At 69.4% G+C, this 20,106-nt stretch carries 4 protein-coding genes; 3 read left to right on the top strand and 1 reads right to left on the bottom strand.

Going from position 1 to position 20,106, the window contains the following annotated elements:
- Positions 1-15,044, bottom strand: a 15,044-nt coding sequence (locus tag FBZ83_RS13290; protein ID WP_186466070.1) for an Ig-like domain-containing protein, incomplete at its 3' end; no start/stop codon positions are given.
- 128 nt (positions 15,045-15,172) lie between these two features.
- On the opposite strand from FBZ83_RS13290, the gene FBZ83_RS13295 reads away from it, so the two are divergent.
- The 3 genes from FBZ83_RS13295 (at position 15,173) to rbbA (ending at position 20,105) form a co-directional block, all read left to right on the top strand.
- Entirely contained in the window at positions 15,173-16,048 is an 876-nt protein-coding gene (locus FBZ83_RS13295) for a LysR family transcriptional regulator (RefSeq protein ID WP_247888287.1), read from the top strand.
- 239 nt (positions 16,049-16,287) lie between these two features.
- On the top strand, positions 16,288-17,358 hold the full coding sequence (locus tag FBZ83_RS13300; RefSeq protein WP_211101657.1) for an HlyD family secretion protein: 1,071 nt from the start codon (positions 16,288-16,290) through the stop codon (positions 17,356-17,358).
- Positions 17,355-20,105 (top strand): ribosome-associated ATPase/putative transporter RbbA, encoded by a 2,751-nt coding sequence (gene rbbA / locus FBZ83_RS13305; RefSeq protein ID WP_145683564.1) that lies wholly within the window; start codon positions 17,355-17,357, stop codon positions 20,103-20,105. The genes FBZ83_RS13300 and rbbA overlap by 4 nt, the downstream gene beginning before the upstream one ends.
- Position 20,106: the final 1 nt, after the last annotated feature.

The following is a 20,106-nucleotide window of genomic DNA, read 5'->3' on the forward strand; positions in this document are numbered from 1 at the left end:
GCCGCGCTGGTGACGGTCGGGGCGTCGGGCAGCGTGGTGTCGATGGTCAGCGACTGGGTGCCGGCCGTCGAGGTGTTGCCCGCGGCATCGGTGGCGGTGGCCGAGACCGGGTTGGCGCCGTTGGCGTTCAGGCTCAGCGAGCCGGTGCTCGGCGTCGCCGTGGCGAGGTCGATGCTCCAGGTTCCGTTGGACGCGGTGGTGGTGTAGGTCGCCCCGCCCACCGTGACGGTGACGGTGCTGCCGGCTTCCGCTGTGCCGGTCAGGGTCGGCGTCGTGCTGTTGCTCAGTGCCGCCGAGGTTACCGCTGGGGCGGTGGGCGCGGTGGTGTCGATGGTCAGCGATTGCGTGCCGGCCGTGGAGACGTTGCCCGCGGCGTCGGTGGCGGTGGCCGAGACGGCGTTGCCCCCGTTGAGGTTCAGGTTCAGCGACCCGGTGGTCGGCGTCGCCGTGGCAAGGTTGATCGACCAAGTGCCGTTGGTCGCCGTCGTGGTGTAGGTGGCGCCACCGATGGTGACGGTCACCGTGCTGTCCGCTTCCGCCGTGCCGGTCAGGGTGGGGGTGGTGCTGTTGGTCAGCGCCGCGCTGGTCACCGCCGGGGCGTTGGGCAGCGTGGTGTCGACAACCAGCGACTGGGTGCCGGCCGCCGACGTGTTGCCCGCGGCGTCGGTGGCGGTGGCCGAGACCGGGTTGGCACCGTTGGCGTTCAGGCTCAGCGAGCCGGTGGTCGGCGTCGCCGTGGCGAGGTTGACGCTCCAGGAACCATTCGTCGCGGTGGTCGTGTAGGTCGCCCCGCCCACCGTGACGGTGACGGTGCTGCCGGCTTCCGCTGTGCCGGTCAGGGTCGGCGTCGTGCTGTTGCTCAGCGCCGCCGAGGTCACCGCTGGGGCGGTGGGCGCGGTGGTGTCGATGGTCAGCGATTGCGTGCCGGCCGTGGAGACGTTGCCCGCAGCGTCGGTGGCGGTGGCCGAGACGGCGTTGCCCCCGTTGAGGTTCAGGTTCAGCGACCCGGTGGTCGGCGTCGCCGTGGCAAGGTTGATCGACCAGGTGCCGTTGGTCGCCGTCGTGGTGTAGGTGGCTCCACCCACCGTGACGGTCACCGTGCTATCCGCTTCCGCCGTGCCGGTGAGGGTCGGCGTCGTGCTGTTGCTCAGCGCCGCGCTGGTCATGATCGGGGCATCGGGCAGAGTCGTGTCGACGGCCAGCGACTGCGTGCCCGGCGCAGAGACGTTGCCGGCGGCGTCGGTGGCCGTCGCCGAGATGGCGTTGCCGCCGTTCGGGTTGAGGCTGAGCGTGCCGGCGGTCGGGACGGCCGTGGCGAGGTTCAGGCTCCAGGCGCCGGTCCCCGACGCGGTGGTGGTGTAGGTGGCACCACCGACCGTGACGGTGACGGTGCTGTTCGCTTCCGCCGTGCCGGTGAGGGTCGGCGTGGTGCTGTTGCTCAGCGCTGTGGTGACGGTCGGGGCATCGGGCAGCGTCGTGTCGACGGTCAGCGACTGGGTGCCGGCCGTCGAGATGTTGCCTGCCGCGTCGGTGGCTGTGGCCGAGACGGGGTTGGCACCGTTGGCGTTGAGGTTCAGCACCCCCGTGGTCGGCGTCGCCGTGGCAAGGTTGATCGACCAGGTGCCGTTGGTCGCTGTGGTCGTGTAGGTCGCCCCACCCACCGTGACGGTCACCGTGCTGTTCGCTTCCGCCGTGCCGGTCAGGGTCGGGGTGGCGCTGTTGCTCAGCGCTGTGGTGACGGTCGGGGCGGTCGGAGCGGTGGTGTCGATGGTCAGCGACTGCGTGCCCGGCGTGGAGACGTTGCCCGCGGCGTCGGTGGAGGTCGCGGAGACCGGATTGGTCCCATTGGCGTTGAGGCTCAGCGTGCCGGTGGTCGGCGTCGCCGTGGCGAGGTTGACGCTCCAGGTCCCGTTGGTCGCCGTGGTGGTGTAGGTGGCGCCGCCGATGGTCACGGTCACCGTGCTGTCCGCTTCCGCCGTGCCGGTGAGGGTCGGGGTGATGCTGTTGGTCAGCACGGCGCTGGTGACGGTCGGGGCGTTGGGCAGCGTGGTGTCGATGGTCAGCGACTGCGTGCCCGGCGTGGAGACGTTGCCCGCGGCGTCGGTCGCCGTGGCCGAGACGGCGTTGGCGCCGTTGGCATTCAGGCTCAGCGAGCCGGAGGTCGGCGTCGCCGTGGCGAGGTCAAGAGTCCAGGTCCCGCCGTTCGTGGCTGTGGTGGCGTAAGTGGCACCGCCCACCGTGACGGTGACGGTGCTTCCAGCCTCCGCCGCGCCGGTCAGGGTCGGCGTCGTGCTGTTGCTCAGCGCCGTGGTGACGGTGGGCGCGTTCGGAGCCGTCGTGTCGATGGTCAGCGACTGGGTGCCCGGCGCCGAGACATTGCCCGCCGCATCGGTCGCCGTCGCCGAGACGGTGTTGGTACCGTTGGCGTTCAGGCTCAGCGAACCAGCCGCCGGGGTGTCGGTGGCGAGGTTGATGCTCCAGGCCCCGTTGGTCGCTGTGGTGGTGTAGGTCGCCCCACCCACCGAGACGGTGACCGTGCTGCCCGTCTCGGCGGTGCCGGTGAGGATCGGCGTCGTGCTGTTGCTCAGCACGGCGCTGGTGACGGTTGGGGAGTTGGGCGCCGTCGTGTCGATGGTCAGCGTCTGTGTCCCGGCCGTGGACGTGTTGCCCGCGGCATCGGTCGCCGTTGCCGACACCGGGTTGGCACCGTTGGCGTTCAGGCTGAGCGTGCCGGTGGCCGGCGTCGCGGTGGCGAGGTTGATGGACCAGGTGCCGTTGGTCGCCGTGGTCGTGTAGGTGGCGCCGCCCACCGAGACGGTGACGGTGCTGCCGGCTTCCGCCGTGCCGTCGATGGTCGGGGCGGCGCTGTTGGTCAGCGCCGTGGTGACGGCCGGGGCGTTGGGTGCCGTCGTGTCGATGGTCAGCGACTGGGTGCCGGCCGTGGAGACGTTGCCCGCGGCGTCCGTTGCGGTCGCCGAGATGGCGTTGCTGCCGTTGGCGTCGAGGGTCAGCGATCCGGCGGTCGGTGTCGCGGTGGCGAGGTTGAGGGTCCAGGTCCCTCCGTTCGTGGCGGTGGTGGTGTAGGTGGCGCCGCCCACCGAGACGGTGACGGTGCTGCCGGCTTCCGCCGTGCCGGTGAGGGTCGGGGTGGCATTGTTGGTCAGCGCCGCGCTGGTCACCACCGGGGCGGTCGGTGCCGTCGTGTCGATGGTCAGCGACTGCGTGCCGGCCGTGGAGGTGTTGCCGGCGGCGTCGGTCGCCGTCGCCGAGACGGCGTTGGTCCCGTTGGCGTTCAGGCTCAGCGTGCCGGTGGTCGGCGTCGTCGTGGCAAGGTCGATGGACCAGGTCCCGTTGGTCGCCGTGGTGGTGTAGGTGGCGCCGCCGATGGAGACGGTGACGGTGCTGCCGGCCTCTGCCGTGCCGGTGATGGTCGGGGTGGCGCTGTTGCTCAGCGCCGGGCTGCTCACCGCAGGCGCGTTCGGCGCTACGGTGTCGATGGTCAACATCTGCGTCCCGGGGGACGAGGGATTCCCGGCGGGGTCGGTGGCGGTCGCGACGACTGGTACGGGAACGTTCGGCAGGAGGCTCAGCGTGCCGGTGGTCGGCGTCGCCGTGGCGAGGTCGATGTCCCAGGTGCCGCCGTTGGTGGCGGTGGTGGTGTAGGTGGCGCCGCCCACCGAGACGGTGACGGTGCTGCCGGCCTCCGCCGTGCCGGCGATGGTCGGGGTCGTGTTGTTGGTGAAGGCCGAGCTGGTGACCGTCGGGGCGGTGGGGGCCGTGGTGTCGACGACCAGCGACTGCGTAGCGGCCGTTGAGATGTTGCCGGCCGCATCGGTGGCGGTGACCGAGACGGGGTTGCTGCCGTTGGCGTTCAGGCTCAGCGAGCCGGTCGCCGGCACCGCCGTGGCGAGGTTGATCGACCAGCTTCCGTTGGTGGCGGTGGTGGTGTAGGTGGCGCCGCCGATGGTGACGGTGACCGTGCTGTCCGCTTCCGCCGTGCCGCTGACCACCGGCGTCGCGCTGTTGGTCAGCGCCGCGCTGGTCACCGCCGGGGCGTTCGGAGCTGTGGTGTCGATGGTGAGCGTCTGTGTCCCGGCGGACGATGTGTTGCCGGCGGCGTCGGTCGCGGTGACCGAAACCGGGTTGGCGCCGTTGGCGTTCAGGCTCAGCGATCCGGTGGCCGGCGTCGCCGTGGCGAGGTCGATGCTCCAGGTCCCGTTGGTCGCCGTGGTGGTGTAGGTCGCCCCACCCACCGTGACGGTGACGGTGCTGCCGGCCTCGGCCGTGCCGGTGAGGGTCGGGGTGGCGTTGTTGCTCAGCGCCGCGCTGGTCACCGCTGGCGCGGTCGGCGCCGTCGTGTCGATGCTCAACGTCAGGGCGGTCGATGCCGACGAGGTGCCGTGGACGTTGCCTGACGTGACGGTCAGCGTGTGCGCGCCATCGCTCAGCGACGCGGTGGTGAAGGTCCAAAGGCCGGTGGCGGCGTCGGCCGTCACCGTGCCGATGGCGGTGGCGCCGTCGTACAGCACCACCGTCGACGAGGCGGCTGCCGTTCCGACGATCGTTGGCGCCGTGACGTTGGTCAGCGTGTCGGTCGTCGATCCGCTGTTCGACGCCGTTGTCAGCGTCGGTGCCGTGGGGGTCGCGGGCGGCGGCGTGGTGTTGCGGAAGAGGACCGTCTTGCCGTCGTCCCGGCCGATCAGCGCGTCGAGATCGCCGTCACCGTCGACGTCCGCGAAGATCGGCTTCGCGTTGCTGCCGACATCGCCCAGGTTGAAGGGGTTGGTGCCGTCCAGCGTGAAGGTGGGCGCCGTCGCCGTTCCGATGTTCCGGTAGAGGACCGTGTTGCCACTGTCGTTGCCGATCAGCGCGTCGAGGTCGCCATCCCCATCGATGTCCACGAAGATCGGTGTGGCGTTGCTTCCGACATTGCCGAGGCCGAAGGGATTGGTGCTTTCCAGCGCGAAGGTGGGCGCCGCCGCCGTTCCGACGTTCCGATAGAAGAGCGTATTGCCATCCGCGTTGCCGATCAGGGCATCGAGATCGCCGTCGCCGTCGATGTCCGCCAGGGACGGTGACGCGAAGCCCCCGGCATTGCTCAAGCCGAAGGGATTGGTGCCCACCAGGGTGAAGCTGGGCGCCGTCGCCGTCCCGTTGTTGCGGTAGACGACGATGTCGCCGCCCGCGTTGCCGGCCAGCAGGTCGAGGTCGCCGTCGCCGTCGATGTCCGCGAGGGTCGGCTTGGCGAAGGCGGGCATGCCGCCGCCGACGGTGTTCAGGCCGAAGGGGTTGGTGCCCACCAGGGTGAAGCTGGGCGCCTCCGCCGTGCCGACATTGCGGTAAACGACGATGTTGGCGTACCAGTCGCCAACCACCGCGTCGAGGTCGCCGTCGCCGTCGATGTCGGCGAAGACCGGGGCGGACTGACCGACGAAGGTGCCGAGGCCGAAGGGATTGGTGGCTTCCAGGGTGAATTTGGGGTCGCCGCCCACGCGGACCGGCTGGCCGTTCAGCGCGCCCGCGGCGTTGCCGGCGGCGTCCACGGTCCTGGCGCCGGAGCCCGGCGGGGTGTAGCTGACCGTCGCGCCCTCATAGAGTGAGGTGGCTCCGGCATCCAGCGTCAGGGTGACCGTCCGGCCGGCGGTGGCGACCGCGGTGACCGTGCGCACCACCCCGCCGACCGTCACCGTGAAGGCGCCGCCCACCGGCGTCTGGGTGCCGTCCAGCGCTTCCGAATAGGTCAGGGTCAGCCGCGTCCCGCTCAGCACCGCCGAGGTCAGAGTCGGTGCCGTCGTGTCGATGGTCACGTTCAGCCGGGAGGACGGCAGCGACGCGTTGGTGCCGTTGCTCGCCACGGCGGTCAGGGAATGAGCGCCTTCGCTCAGCGAGGCTGCCGTGATGGTCCACAGGCCGTTGGCGTCGGCCGTCGTCGTGCCGAGCGCCACCGCCCCATCGTACAGCACCACCGTCGTGGACGCCTTGGCTTGGCCGGTGATCGCCGTCGCCGTGACGTTGGTCAGCGTGTCCGTCGTGGAACCGCTGTTGGACGCGTTGGTCAGCGCGAGGCTCGCCGGCTGCAGCGGCAGGTTGCGGAAGAGGATGATGTTGTTGCCGACGGTGTCGCCGCCGGCCAGCACGTCGAGGCTGCCGTCCCCGTCGATGTCCACGAGGCTCGGGACGGACTTGAAGGTGACGTTGCTGAGCCCGAAGGGATTGGTGCCCTCCAGCGTGAAGCTGGGCGCCGTCGCCGTGCCGACGTTGCGGAAGAACAGCATGTCGCCGGCGAAATTGCCGACCAGCGCGTCGAGGTCGCCGTCGCCGTCGATGTCCTGGAAGGTCGGCTGGGCGTAGCTGCCGACGTCGGTCAGCCCGAAGGGGTTTGTGGCTTCAAGGGCGAAGCTCGGAGCCGTCGCCGTGCCGATGTTCCGGAAGAACACCGTGTTGCCGTCGTAGTTGCCGATCAGCGCGTCGAGATCGCCGTCGCCGTCGATGTCCACGAAGGAGGGGGTGGTGGCGGAGCCGACGGTGCTCAACCCGAAGGGATTGGTGCCCACCAGGGTGAAGCTGGGAGCCGTCGCCGTTCCGACGTTCCGGTAGACCACCGTGTTTCCGTTGAAGTCACCGATCAGCGCGTCGAGCGTGCCGTTCCCGTCGATGTCCACGAAGGTCGGGGCGGCGTTCATATCGAGCGCGCCCAACCCGAAGGGGTTGGTGCCCGCCAATGTGAAGCTGGGGGCCGTCGCCGTTCCATCGTTCCGGTAGAACCGGATGGTGCCGTCGCTCATGCCGACCAGCGCGTCGAGATCGCCGTCGCCGTCGATGTCGGCGAAGGTCGGGATCGACCAGGGCCCGGTCGTGGCGAGGCCGAAGGGGTTGGTGCCTTCCAGGACGAAGGAGGGGTCGGCCACCTCGCGCACCGGCTGGCCGGTCAGCGCGCCCGCGGCGTTGCCGGCCGCGTCCGCGGTCTTCGCGCCGGAGCCCGGCGGGGTGTAATCGATCGTAACGGCCTGATAGGCGGAGGTCGTCCCGGCGTCGAGCGTCAGGGTAACCGTCTTGCCGCTGGTGGCGACCGCGGTGACCGTCCGCGCCACGCCGCCCACCAGCACCGTGAAGGCCCCGGTGGGAGCCTGGGCGCCGTCCAGCGCCTCCGAATAGGTCAGCGTCAGGGTCGTTCCGCTCAGCACCGCCGCGGTCAGCGTCGGCGCCGCCGTGTCGATGGTCACGCTCAGCGCCGTCGAGGCCGCCGAGGCGCCGTTGGCGGTGTTTGCATTGGCGGTCAGCGAATGCGCGCCGTCGCTCAGCGACGCGGACGTGATCGTCCACAGGCCCGCGCCGTCGGCCGTCGCCGTGCCCACCACCGTCGCCCCGTCGTACAGCACCACCGTGGCGGACGCCTCCGCCGTGCCGGTGATCGTCGGCGTCGTGACCTTGGTCAGCGTGTCGGTGGTCGAGCCGCTGTTCGATCCCGCCGTCAGCGCCAGACCGCCCGGCGCGGCCGGCCGCGGCGGGCCGTTGCGGAACAGCACCGTATCGCCGTCCGTGTTGCCGATCAGGGCGTCGAGGTCGCCGTCCCCGTCGATGTCCACGAAGATCGGCGTGGCGTTGTCCCCGACATCGCCGAGACCGAAGGGGTTGGTGCCCTCCAGGACGAAGGTGGGCGCCGCCGCCGTTCCGACGTTGCGATAGAAGTATGTCTTGCCGTCCCCGCTGCCGATCAGGGCGTCGAGGTCGCCGTCGCCGTCGATGTCCAACAGCTTCGGAGTCGCGCTGACCCCGACGTTGCCGAGACCGAAGGGGTTGGAACCCTCCAGCGTGAAGGTGGGCGCCGTCGCCGTCCCGACGTTGCGGTAGAAGACCGTGTGGCCGTCGTCAACGCCGATCAGGGCGTCGAGGTCGCCGTCGCCGTCGATGTCCGCCAGCTCCACCGACGATCCGAACCCGGCGCGGCTGAGGCCGAAGGGGTTGGAGCCCTGCAGCGTGAAGGTGGGCTGCGTCGCCGTCCCGACGTTGCGGTAGAAGTAGGTGTTGCCGCCGGCGGTGCCGACCAGGGCGTCAAGACGGCCGTCACCGTCGAGGTCGGCGAAGGTCGGCTGCGCCCCGCCGGACCCCACGGGGTTGAGGCCGAAGGGGTTGGTGCCAGCGAGCGTGAAGGTGGGCGCCGTCGCCGTCCCGACGTTGCGGTAGAAGACGATCTTGCTGGCGAAGTTGCCGACCAGGGCGTCGAGGGCGCCGTCGCCGTCGATGTCCACGAAGATCGGTGTGGCGTTGTCTCCGACATCGCCGAGGCCGAAGGGGTTGGTGCCCTCCAGCGTGAAGGTCGGATCACCGACCACCGTGACGGTCCGGCCGCTCACCGCGCCCGCGGCGTTGCCCGCCGCATCCGCCGTCTTCGCGCCCGAACCCGGCGGGGTGTAGTCCACCGCGACGCTCTGATAGAGCGTCGCCCCGGCGTCCAGCGTCAGGGTGACCGTCCGGCCGCTGACCGAGACCGCGCTCACCGTCCGCGCCACGCCGCCCACCGTCACCGCGAAGGCGCCGGTGGGAGCCTGGGCGCCGTCCAGCGCTTCCGAATAGGTCAGCGTCAGCGTTGTGCCGTTCAGCCGCGCCGAGGTCAGCGTCGGTCCCGTCGTGTCGATGGTCACGCTCAGCGCCGTCGAGGCCGCGGACGTGCCGGTGTAATAGGCGCTGGTGGACTTCGCGGTCAGGGTGTGGAGGCCTTCGGCCAGCGTCCCCGTGGTCAGGGTCCATTGGCCGAGGGAGTCCGCCGTGACGGTGCCGATCGCCGAGGCGCCGTCGTACAGCACCACCTCCGACAGCGGCACGGCCGAGCCGGTGATGGTCGGCGCGGTGTTTCCGGTGATGGTGTCGGCCGTCGAGCCGGTGTTGGTGCCGGCCGTCAGCGCCAGGGCCGAGGGCGCCGCGGGCGGCGGCGGACCCTGGAGGTAGACGACGAAGTTGCCGTCGCCATTGCCGATCAGCGCGTCGAGGTCGCCGTCGCCATTGAGGTCGGCGAACACCGGCAGGGCGGCGGTGCCGACGTCGCCCAGGCCGTAGGGGTTGGTGCCGACGACGGTGAAGCTGGGCGCCGCGTTGGTGCCGACGTTGCGGAACACCACCGTGTTGCCGTCGAAATTGCCGACCAGCACATCGAGGTCGCCGTCGTTGTCGATGTCCACGAAGGTCGGCGTCGAGGCGAAGCCGACATCTTCAAGACCATAGGGGTTGGTGCCGACGACGGTGAAGCTGGGCGACGCCGACGTTCCGACGTTGCGGTACACGGTCAACGTGCCGTCGTTGCCGCCGAACAGCAGGTCGAGGTCGCCGTCACCGTCCAGGTCCCAGAGAGTCGCCTTGGCGTAACCGCCGCCGACTTGGCCGATGCCGAAGGCGCTGGTGCCAACCATGGTGAAGCTGGGCGCCGTGGCGGTGCCGTTGTTGCGGTACACCACCGTGAGGCCGGAGCCGTTGCCGAGCAACAGGTCGAGGTCGCCGTCGCCGTCGAGGTCGCCGAAGGTCGGCGTGCCGTACGTGGTGTTGCCGATACCGAAGGGGTTGGTGCCGACGAAGGTGAAGCTGGGCTCCGCCGCGGTGCCGTCGTTGCGGTAGAACCGGACGGACGAACCGCTGTTGCCGGTCACCAGATCGAGATCGCCGTCGCCGTCGATGTCGACCAGGGTCGGCCGGGCGGTCGTGCCGATGTCGACGAGGCCGAAGGGGTTGGTGCCGAGCAGGATGAAGTTGGCATCGCCCACCGTGACGTTGCGCACCTCCCGGCCGGTCACCGCGGCGGCGGCGTTGCCGGCCACGTCCTGCGTCTTGGCGCCCGACCCCGGCGGCGTGTAGCCGACGGTGACCGTCTGGTAGCGTTCCACCGCGCTTCCCAGCGTCAGCGTCACCGTCGTGCCGGAAGCGTTCGCCCCCGTCACCGTGCGCGCCACGCCGTTCACCATCACGGTGAAGGCCGACCCCGCCGCGTCGGCGGCGCCGTCCAGCGCTTCGGAATAGGTCAGGGTCAGGGTCGTGCCGTTGACCGACGCCGAAACCAGCGACGGCGGGGTGGTGTCGGGCGAGTTGTTGGTGACCGGCCGGGCGGTGAAGCTGGCGGCGTCGTCACCGTTGGTGGCCTGGACGGCGCTGGCGTCGTTGCCGGTGGTCGGGTCGGTGTAGGCGACCGTGACCGTGTCCGCGTCGGTGACGCCCTGGGCCAGCGTCAGCGTGACCGTCTTGTTGACGCCGTCCACGGCGACGTTGCTGACAGAGACCGTGGTGCCGCCGACCTTGACCTCGAAGGCGCCGGCCGCCGGCGGGTTGGCCGCGTCGAGGTCCTTGTCATAGGTCAGCACCAGCGTCGTGCCGTTCACCGTCGCGCTTTGCACGACGGGCGGATTGGCGACCGTCACCATGACGGAGCTGGAGATCGCCGAATTGGTGAGATCGATGCCGGTGGACATCGAGTAGATGCTGATGGGGAACGCGCCGGTCGTGTCGGTCCCGGAGGACATCACGTCGAAGGTCAGCGTGAAGGTGTCGCCCGAACTGACGATGCCGGAGATCGTCGGGGAAAGGGTCGCGCTGCCCACCGACCAGCCGCTGGGGGCGTTGATCCCGAAGATGACGTTCGACCCGACCAGGGTCCTCGCCTGGGTGGCCGTCAGGGTGAAGGACACCTGCTGCGGCGTTCCCGGCGTGAAGGTGATGGACGGGTTCGTCGGGACGACCGTCAGGAACGGGCTGTAGCTGGTCGTGTTCGCGATCGAGACCGTGGCGACCTTGTCGATCACCGTGGTGTTGGCGGACGCCCCGCTGTCGGTGATGGAGCGCAGGACGACCGAGCGGGTTTCGCTGTTGCCGACGGCGACGCTGGACGACCCCGTGTTCTTGTAGGCGATGCCGTCGATCAGCGTGTCCATGCCGCCGTTGCTGAGCGCCATACCGCTCAGCGTCACCGTGGCGACGCCGTTCGCCAGCGTGACCGTGTAGGCGCCGCCGGCGACGCTGCCCGAACTGGCGTTGCTCAGCGCGATGTCGGTGCCGCCGATGCTCAGGAACTCGGTGCTGCCGGTGCCGCCGACGTTGTGGACGGTCAGCACCATGCCGGTGAAGGTCTGACCGCTGTCGACCGTGGAGGCGGTCACCCCGTCGAACAGGTCGGTGCCGCCGCTGCCCTGGCCGGATTGGAAGCCGCCGTCCTTGGCGGTCAGCGCCAGCGTCGGCGGGACGCCGTTCGGGTCGGGCGTGGTGTTGGTGGCCGACCGGCCGGTGAAGCCGGCGGCGTCGAGGCCGCCGCCGAAGGATTGGATGGCGTTGGCGTCGTCGCCCGCGGTGGGGTCGGCATAGGAGACGCTGACCGCGGCGCCGTGGGCGACCGGCTGGGCGAGCGTCAGCGTGACCGTCTTGGTCGCGGTGTCCACGGCGACGCCGCTGACGGTCACCGGGCTGCCGCCGGCCAGGACGGTGAAACTGCCCGCGGACGGAATGTTCACGGCGTCGAGCGCCGTGTCGTAGGTCAGCACCAGCGACGTGCCATTGACCGCGGCGCTTTGCAGGACCGGCGACGAGGGGGCGCCGATGTTGATGACGGCGGAGATGCCGGTGAGGGCGCCGACGTTGTTGCTGACGCCGCTGTCGGTGACGCTGGCGAGGGTGATGATGCGCTGGCCGTTGGACGGCGTGCTGGCGTTGTTGTTGTAGTAGAAGCCGTCCAGGAGGGACTGCATTTCGTCAGCCGACAACCGCAGGCCGCTGATCGTCACCGTCAAGGTGCTGCCGTTGAGCGTGGCGCCGCCGGTGACCCCAAAGGTGCCGCTCATCAAGCTGGCGCCATTGGTCAAATTCATGATGGAGGACGTGCCCCCGGGGACCATGAAGATCAGATATTCCGACCCACCGTCCAGGACGCCGGTCACGGTGAAGGTCAGACCGGTGAAGACCTGTCCCAGATCATTGGCGTTCGCCGTGACCGACGAGAACAGGTCCGCCGGGCTCGAGGAGTTGGTGAAGGTCGTCGCGTTGCCCGTCGCCGTCAGGCTCGGGGTGTTGACCGCGCGGGTGGTCGTGACCATGGTGGCGAAGCGGGTGTCGGGGAGATCCAGGCCCGACAGGTTCTGCAGGACGTTGGCGGTGTCGTTGCCCGCGGTGGGATCGGTGTAGGTGAAGCGGACGTAATCTCCCTGAGCGAGCGGGCTCGCCGTGGTCAGGATCAGCTTGTTGCCGGAGATGACCGCCGAGCGCAGATCGACCTTCGTGCTGCCCACGAGGATGGCGTCGGTGCCCAGATCCAGCGGAATATAGCTGTCGACGGCGCCGAAACTGGAAAGCAGCAACGGACTCTGGGCGTCAAGGGCCTGATCGAACGTCACGATGATGACGTTTTCGCCGACATAGGCATCGATGGCCGTGACGGATGGCGGCGTGGTGCTCGGATCGGGCGAATTGTTGGTGACCGACTGGCCGGTGAAGCTGGCGGCATCGCGCCCGCCGGTGCCGGCCTGGATGGCGTTCGCGTCGTCGCCCGCGGTGGGATCAGTGTAGGAGACGGTGACGGTGTCGCCATAGGCGACCACCTGGCCGAGCGTCAGCGTGACCGTCTTGTTGGCGCCGTCCACAGCGACGCTGCTGACCGCCACCGAGGTGCCGCCGACCGTGACGGTGAAGGCGCCCGCCGCCGGCGGGTTGACGGAATCGAGGGCCACGTCGTAGGTGAGCACCAGCGAATCGCCGGTCACCGCGGAGCTTTGCAGGACCGGGACAGGCCGCGCCGCGCCCACGGTCAGGGCGGCGTCAAAGCCGAGGGCGTCCAGCCCCCCGGAGGCGCTCTGGATGACTCCGCTGGCGTCGTCCGTACCGCTGTTCGGATCGATGTAGCGGAAGTTGATCGAGTCGCCGGCGGTGAGCGTGGCGTTGCTGAGGGTCAGCGTCAGCGTGTAGCCGGACACCGACACGGAGCTTATTTCGACCGGGCTGGTGCTTCCGTTGCTCGTGAGCACGACCTTGTTCGCACCGTAGGCCCAAGGGCCGGACGTGCCGAGGAAGAGGCTGCGCGGCACCGGACCCGTGCTGTCGAGAAGCGTGTCGAACGTCAGCGTGATCGTGTTCTCGCCGGCATGGGCCACGGCGCTGACCAGGACGGGTGCCGCCGGGCCCGAGACGTTCACGGTGGCGGAAACGCCGGTGAGGCTGGCGGTGTGGTTGTTGCCGCCGTCGTCGGTGACGCTGGTGACCGTGATGACGCGGTTGCCAGGCGTGACGTTGCCGGAGACGAGGGTTCCGCCGGTGTAGTTGATGTAGGACAGGCCGTCGATCAACGTCGCGAGCTGGGCGTTGGTGTGGTTCAGCCCGGTCAGCGTGACGGTCACCGTGGTGCCGTTGACCGCCACGTTGGCGAAGACCCCCATGACGGACCCGGTGATCCCCGGCAGCGGCGTCGGGCCGCCACCGGCGATCGACAGGGGCAGGGCACTGCTCCCGATGCCGAGCAGCGCCTCGGCGTCGGACACGCCGGTGATCGTCAGGGTCAAGCCGGTGAAGACCTGCCCCGTGTCGTTGGTGTTCGCCGTCACCCCGGAGAACAGATCGACGCCCACGGGCGATCCCTGGCTGAAGGCCGGCGTGCCGCCCGTCGCCGTCAGGGTGGGCAGGGTCAGCGGCGGTGCGCCGACATTGATGGTGGCGGCGATGCCGGTCAGACTGGCCGTGTTGTTGCTCGCCCCGTCGTCGGTGACGCTGGTGAGGGTGACGACGCGCTGGCCGTTGGACGGCGTGCCGGCGGTGTTGTTGTAGGCGATGCTGTCGATGAACGACTGCATGTCGGCGGCCGAGTATTGCAGGCCGCTGATCGTCACCGTGGCGGTGCTGCCGTTGAGCGTGACGCCGCCGACAGCCGACCCGACGAAGGGACCTGTCAGGGTGCCGGCGCCGGTCAACGCGATGGTGACGGGCCCCCCCATCATCCCCGGTATGGTGAAGCCCAGCATTTCCGACGCGCCGTCGACGAGGCCCGTCACGGTCAGCGTCAGGCCGGTGAAAACCTGCCCCGTGTCGTTGGTGTCGGCGGTGACCGACGAGAACAGATCCACCGGGCTGGCGTTGAACGTCGTCGTGCCGCCCGTCGCCGTCAGTGTCGGGTCGGTGGTCGGACGGGCTCCATAAACCGTGACGTTGTTCTGAAAGGTCGCGACATCGTCACCGGACAGCGATGCCTGGAGAACGCCGCTGGTCTGATTGCCGGTCGGGTCCTCATACTTGATGGTGAGCACGTCACCGCTGGTGAACGTCTCCATTGGAAGCGTCAGCGTCAGCGTGTTGCCGGAGATCACGGCGGCCGACAAGTTGGTCGCGGCACCGTTGATCTCCACGCTGCTCGGGGTCAGCATGTCGGAGGCGAAGTAACTCAGGGTCGGCTGGCTTGCGGCGTCCAGCGCCTGATCGAACGTCAGCACGATGGTGTTTTCACCGACGTAGGCGACGCCGCTCACGATGGTCGGAGCCGCCATCACCCCGCAATACGAGTCGAACCGCAGCGCATCGGTGGTGACAGCGCCGTGCACCCAGTCGAGGTCCCAGTCACCGCCCCGGTCCGCGGCACCCGTGGGCGTCCGCGAGGCCGCGACGTTGGCCCCCGTCGCCTCCGCCAGCGCGGTGAGGAAGTCGGCGCCCCGGCCCGACGCCACGTCGCAGCCGTAGAGCAGGATGTCGCCATCCGGGGCGAGGCTGGAGGCGATGGACGCCAGTTCCTCGACGCGCTGCGCCAGGGCCGTGGTGTCGAAACGGCCGGAGCCGAGCTGGAGGCCGCCTTCGAAGCCGTGGCTGAGCACATGAATGGCGTGAATGTCGCGTCGGCCATCCAGCGTCCGCGCCATCGCCGCCATGCCGTCGGCCCGGCTGTCGATCAGGAAGACCTCGATGCCGGCCGGCGTCCCGGCCTCCAGGGCCCGCCAGTCGTCGAGCGCCGTGTCGATGAACGCGACCTCGCGCCTCGAAGCCTCGGGAGCACCCTCACAGCCCAGGATGGCGGAGACGGGCCGGGACGCGGTCGAATGGAGCATGACGAGCATTCCTCGAAGGGGTTAGGCGCTTTGGGACCTCCTTTCGGCCTATACACACACAAGTTGCTTTAGTAAAATGCAGGGTTATAAAGTCCGGAATTCACGCCATGAATTTGACCCGTATCGACTTGAATCTGCTGGTGGTTTTCGACGCGATCGCGCGCACCGGCTCTGTGAAGGATGCGGCTCCGCAACTGGCGCTGAGCCAACCGGCGGTCAGTCATGCGTTGAACCGGCTCCGGGTCCTGATGGACGATCCGCTGTTCGTGCGCGCCCGCAACCGTCTGGTGCCGACGGAGCGGGCACAATCGATGATTGGGCCGGTGGCGGGCATCCTCCAATCCGTCCGCGTCCTGATGAGGAGCGACGGTTTGGACATCGTCGAGGACAACCGCCATTTCCGGATCGGCATCAGCGATTTCGCCGCCCTGACCATCGTGCCCAGGCTCACCCGGAAGCTTCAGCAGGTCGCCCCCAACGCGACGCTGGAACTGATCAATGTCGGGGAGCACACCTTGGCGCAGTTGGCCAATGGGGAACTCGATTGCACCTTCTGGGGCCTCCAGCCGCCGGAATCGCCCTATCTGTCGCAATTCCTGTTCCATGACAGTTTCGTCGGGTTCTGTTCCGCGGACCACCCGCTGGTGGACCTGGGCGACCAGGGCGTGTCGATCGACGACTATCTGCTCTACCCCCACGCCGTCGCGCAGTTCCGCGCTTCGGGATCGAGCCCGATCGATGTCTTTCTGAAGAACATCGGGCGCCACCGGACCATTGCCCTGCGCTCCCCCAGCTTCATGAGCAACATCACCGCCATCGTGGGGACGAAAATGGTCGCCACCCTGCCGTCACTGCTGGAATCGATCGCCCTGTCGCAAGGCCTGCTGTCCTTCCCGTTGCCGTTCCTGATCCCGAACTTCAGTTATTCGCTGGTCTGGCACCGCCGCACCGAAGCCGACCCGTCCGGCATCTGGCTGCGGCGCCTGCTGGTCGAGATGCGCTGACCGCAGGAAGCTCTCCGCCGTGCCGTCGCGTGCCATGCGAAGACGGTCAACGCACGGACGCGGCCGGTTGCGCTGCGCGTCCGAATGAACAGTCTCCCGTTCAGGCGCGCGCGCCGGACCCCGTGGGGCGACAGGAGAAGCGTTCCACCTCAAGCTGAAAAAGTCGGTGGCGCTGCGCGGTTGGTCTGATAGGCTGGTCGCCCTTGAAGGCGTACGCCTGCAAGCGAATGGATTGGTGGATGATGAGGAAGCCAAGCCGGTGGCTGCTCAAGGCCGCAGCCGCGCTGTCCGTCGTCGTGATCCTCTACGGTGCGTGGCTGTTCCTGCAGCCCAGGGGGCTGCCCGCCGGTCTGGCCAGCGGCAACGGCCGGATCGAGGCGGTCGAGATCGACATCGCCACGAAAACCGCCGGGCGGGTCGAGGACATCCTGGTCGATGAGGGCGATTTCGTCACCGCCGGCCAAGTGCTCGCCCGGATGGACACCGACGTGCTCCAGGCCCAGGCCAAGCAGGCCGAGGCGCAGAAGCAGCAGGCGGTGATCGGCGTCGAGACCGCCCGCCATCAGGTGCTCCAGCGCCAGGCCGAACGGCAGGCGGCGCAATCCCTGGTCGCCCAGCGCGAGGCCGAGCGGGACGTCGCCCAGAAGCAGCTCGCCCGGTCCGAGGAGCTGGAGGCGCGGGGCACGACGTCGCGGCAGGTGCTCGACACCGACCGCGCCCGCTTCGAGAGCGCGAACGCCGCCGTCAGCGCGGCCAAGGCCCAGGTCGCCGCGGCCGACGCCGCCATTGCCACCGCCGAGGCCCAGGTCGTCAACGCCCAGGCGGCGGTCGAGGCCGCCGCGGCCACCATCGAGCGCATCCAGGCCGACATCCGGGACAGCACGCTCCGCTCGCCGCGCGACGGCCGGGTGCAGTTCCGGGTGGCGCAGCCGGGGGAGGTGCTCGGCGCCGGCGGCCGGGTGCTGAACATGGTCGATCTCAGCGACGTCTACATGACCTTCTTCCTGCCGACGGAGGCCGCCGGGCGGGTGAGGATCGGGACGGAGGTGAGGATCGCGCTCGACGCCTTCCCGCAATACGTCATTCCCGCCAAGGCCACCTTCGTGGCCGACGTTGCCCAGTTTACCCCGAAGACCGTGGAGACGGCCAGCGAACGCCAGAAGCTGATGTTCCGTGTCAAGGCGCAGATCCCGCCGCCGCTGCTCAGGAAATACATCCGCGACGTGAAGACCGGCCTGCCGGGGGTGGCCTATGTGCGGATCGATCCGGACACCGTATGGCCGGCCAACCTGCAAAACCTCGTGCCATGAGCGCCGCCGCGGCCCCCTTTGCCACGCCGCGCGTCGCCCGTCTGCGGGACGTCCGTCTGGTGTACGGGAAGGTTCGGGCCATCGATGGGGTCAGCCTGGACCTTCCGGCGGGGCGGGTCTCGGGGCTGATCGGTCCCGACGGGGTCGGCAAGTCGAGCCTGCTGTCGCTGATGTCGGGCGCGCGCGCCCTGCAGGAGGGTACGGTCGAGGTGCTGGGCGGCAGCATGGCCGAGGCGCGCCACCGCCGCGCCGTCTGCCCCCGCATCGCCTACATGCCGCAGGGACTCGGCAAGAACCTCTACCCGACGTTGTCGATCGCCGAGAATCTCGACTTCTTCGGGCGGCTGTTCGGCCAGGGCGGGGCCGAGCGCCGGAGGCGCATCGCCGACCTGACGCGCAGCACCGGTCTGGCACCCTTCCTCGACCGGCCCGCCGGCAAGCTGTCCGGCGGCATGAAGCAGAAGCTCGGCCTGTGCTGTGCGCTCATCCACGACCCGGACCTGCTGATCCTCGACGAGCCGACCACGGGCGTGGACCCGCTGTCGCGGCGGCAGTTCTGGGAGCTGATCGACCGCATCCGGGCGGACCGTCCGGGCATGAGCGTGGTGGTGGCCACCGCCTACATGGAGGAGGCGGCGCGCTTCGACTGGCTCGTCGCCATGGACGAGGGGCGCGTGCTGGCCACCGGCAGCCCGCGGGACCTGCTCGACCGCACCGCGACCGCGACGCTGGAGGCGGCCTTCGTCGCGCTGATGCCCGAGGAGAAGCGCCGCGGCCACAAGGCCGTCGCGATCGTGCCGCGCACAGGGGACGGGAACGACATTGCCATCGAGGCGAAGGGCCTGACCATGCGGTTCGGTGATTTTGTGGCGGTTGACCATGTCAGCTTCCGCATCCCGCGCGGCGAGATCTTCGGCTTCCTCGGCTCCAACGGCTGCGGCAAGACGACGACGATGAAGATGCTGACCGGCCTGCTCCCGCCGAGCGAGGGCGAGGCCCGGCTGTTCGGGCAGCCCGTGGATGCCGGCAACATCGCGACCCGGCGGCGCGTCGGCTACATGTCGCAGGCCTTCTCGCTCTATTCGGAGCTGACGATCCGGCAGAACCTGGAACTGCACGCCCGCCTGTTCCAGGTGCCCGAGGACGTCCTTCCCCGCCGGGTCTCGGCGGTGGCCGAGCGCTTCGGCCTCGCCGACGCGATGGAGGCGTTGCCGGACCGGCTGCCGCTCGGCCGGCGCCAGCGCCTGTCCCTCGCCGTCGCGATGGTCCATGAGCCCGCCCTGCTGATCCTGGACGAGCCGACCTCCGGCGTCGATCCCATCGCGCGCGACGCCTTCTGGGAGATCATGATCGGGCTGGCGCGCCGCGACCGGGTGACGATCTTCATCTCGACCCATTTCATGAACGAGGCCGAGCGCTGCGACCGCGTCTCGCTGATGCACGCCGGCCGCGTGCTGGTCAGCGACACGCCGGCGGCGCTCGTCGCGACGCGCGGTGCCGCGACGCTGGAGGAAGCCTTCATCGGTTATCTGGAAGAGGCCGTGGCGGAGGGCCGGGAAAGCGATGCGGCGGCGGCCCCCGATGATCGCCGACAGGCCCCGCCGCCCGCCGCCCCTTCCGGCGAACAAGCGACGGGCCGGCTCTTCAGCCTGCGGCGCATGCTCAGCTACACGCGGCTGGAAGCGCTGGAACTGCGGCGCGATCCCATCCGCGCGACGCTGGCCCTCGTCGGCAGCCTCCTGCTGATGGTCATCATGGGCTACGGCATCAACATGGATGTCGAAGACCTGCCCTTCGCGGTTCTGGACCGGGACCAGACGACGGTCAGCCGCGATTACACGCTCAACCTCGCGGGATCCCGCTACTTCATCGAGCGGGCACCGATCGCCGACTACGCGGATCTCGACCGGCGCATGCGGACGGGCGAGCTTTCCCTGGCGCTCGAAATCCCTCCGGGCTTCGGCCGCGACGTCGCCCGCGGCCGCCCGGTGCAGATCGGGGCGTGGATCGACGGCTCCATGCCGACGCGCGCCGAAACGGTCAACGGCTATGTGCAGGGCATGCACAGTCAATGGCTGGCCTCGCGGACCGGCACGCCCAGCCTCGCCTCCATCGAGACCCGCTTCCGCTACAACCCGGACGTCGAGAGCCTGAAGGCCATCGTGCCGGCGGTCATCCCGATCCTGCTGCTGCTGATCCCGGCGATGCTGGCGGCGCTCAGCGTGGTTCGGGAAAAGGAACTCGGCTCGATCATCAACCTCTACGCCACGCCGGTCACCAAGCTGGAGTTCCTGCTCGGCAAGCAGCTGCCCTATGTCGGGCTGGCCATGCTCAACTTCCTTCTGATGGTGGCGCTGGCGGTCACCGCCTTCGGGGTGCCGCTGACCGGCAACGTCCTGGCCCTCGCTGCCGGCGCCGTGCTGTACACCGTTGCGGCGACGGCCATGGGGCTGCTGATGTCCAGCTTCATGCGCAGCCAGATCGCCGCCATCTTCGGCACCGCCATCGCCACGCTGATCCCGGCGACCCAGTATTCCGGCATGATCGATCCGGTGTCGTCCCTGGGGGGTGCCGCGGCGCTCATCGGCGAGGTCTATCCGACCACCCATTTCCTGACCATGTCGCGCGGCGTCTTCTCCAAGGCCCTGGGCTTCGGGGATCTGCACGCCGCCTTCGCCGCGCTGCTGGTCGCGGTCCCGGTCCTGATCGGCGTGAGCGCGCTGCTGCTGAAGAAGCAGGAGGTCTGAG

The sequence above is a fragment of the Azospirillum brasilense genome, assembly GCF_007827815.1.
Classification (GTDB): Bacteria; Pseudomonadota; Alphaproteobacteria; order Azospirillales; family Azospirillaceae; genus Azospirillum; species Azospirillum brasilense_C.

Coding starts and splice junctions, on each gene's coding strand:
- FBZ83_RS13300 (WP_211101657.1), top strand. CDS start 16,288: ATGATGAGGAAGCCAAGCCGGTGGCTGCTCAAGGCCGCAGCCGCGCTG.
- rbbA (WP_145683564.1), top strand. CDS start 17,355: ATGAGCGCCGCCGCGGCCCCCTTTGCCACGCCGCGCGTCGCCCGTCTG.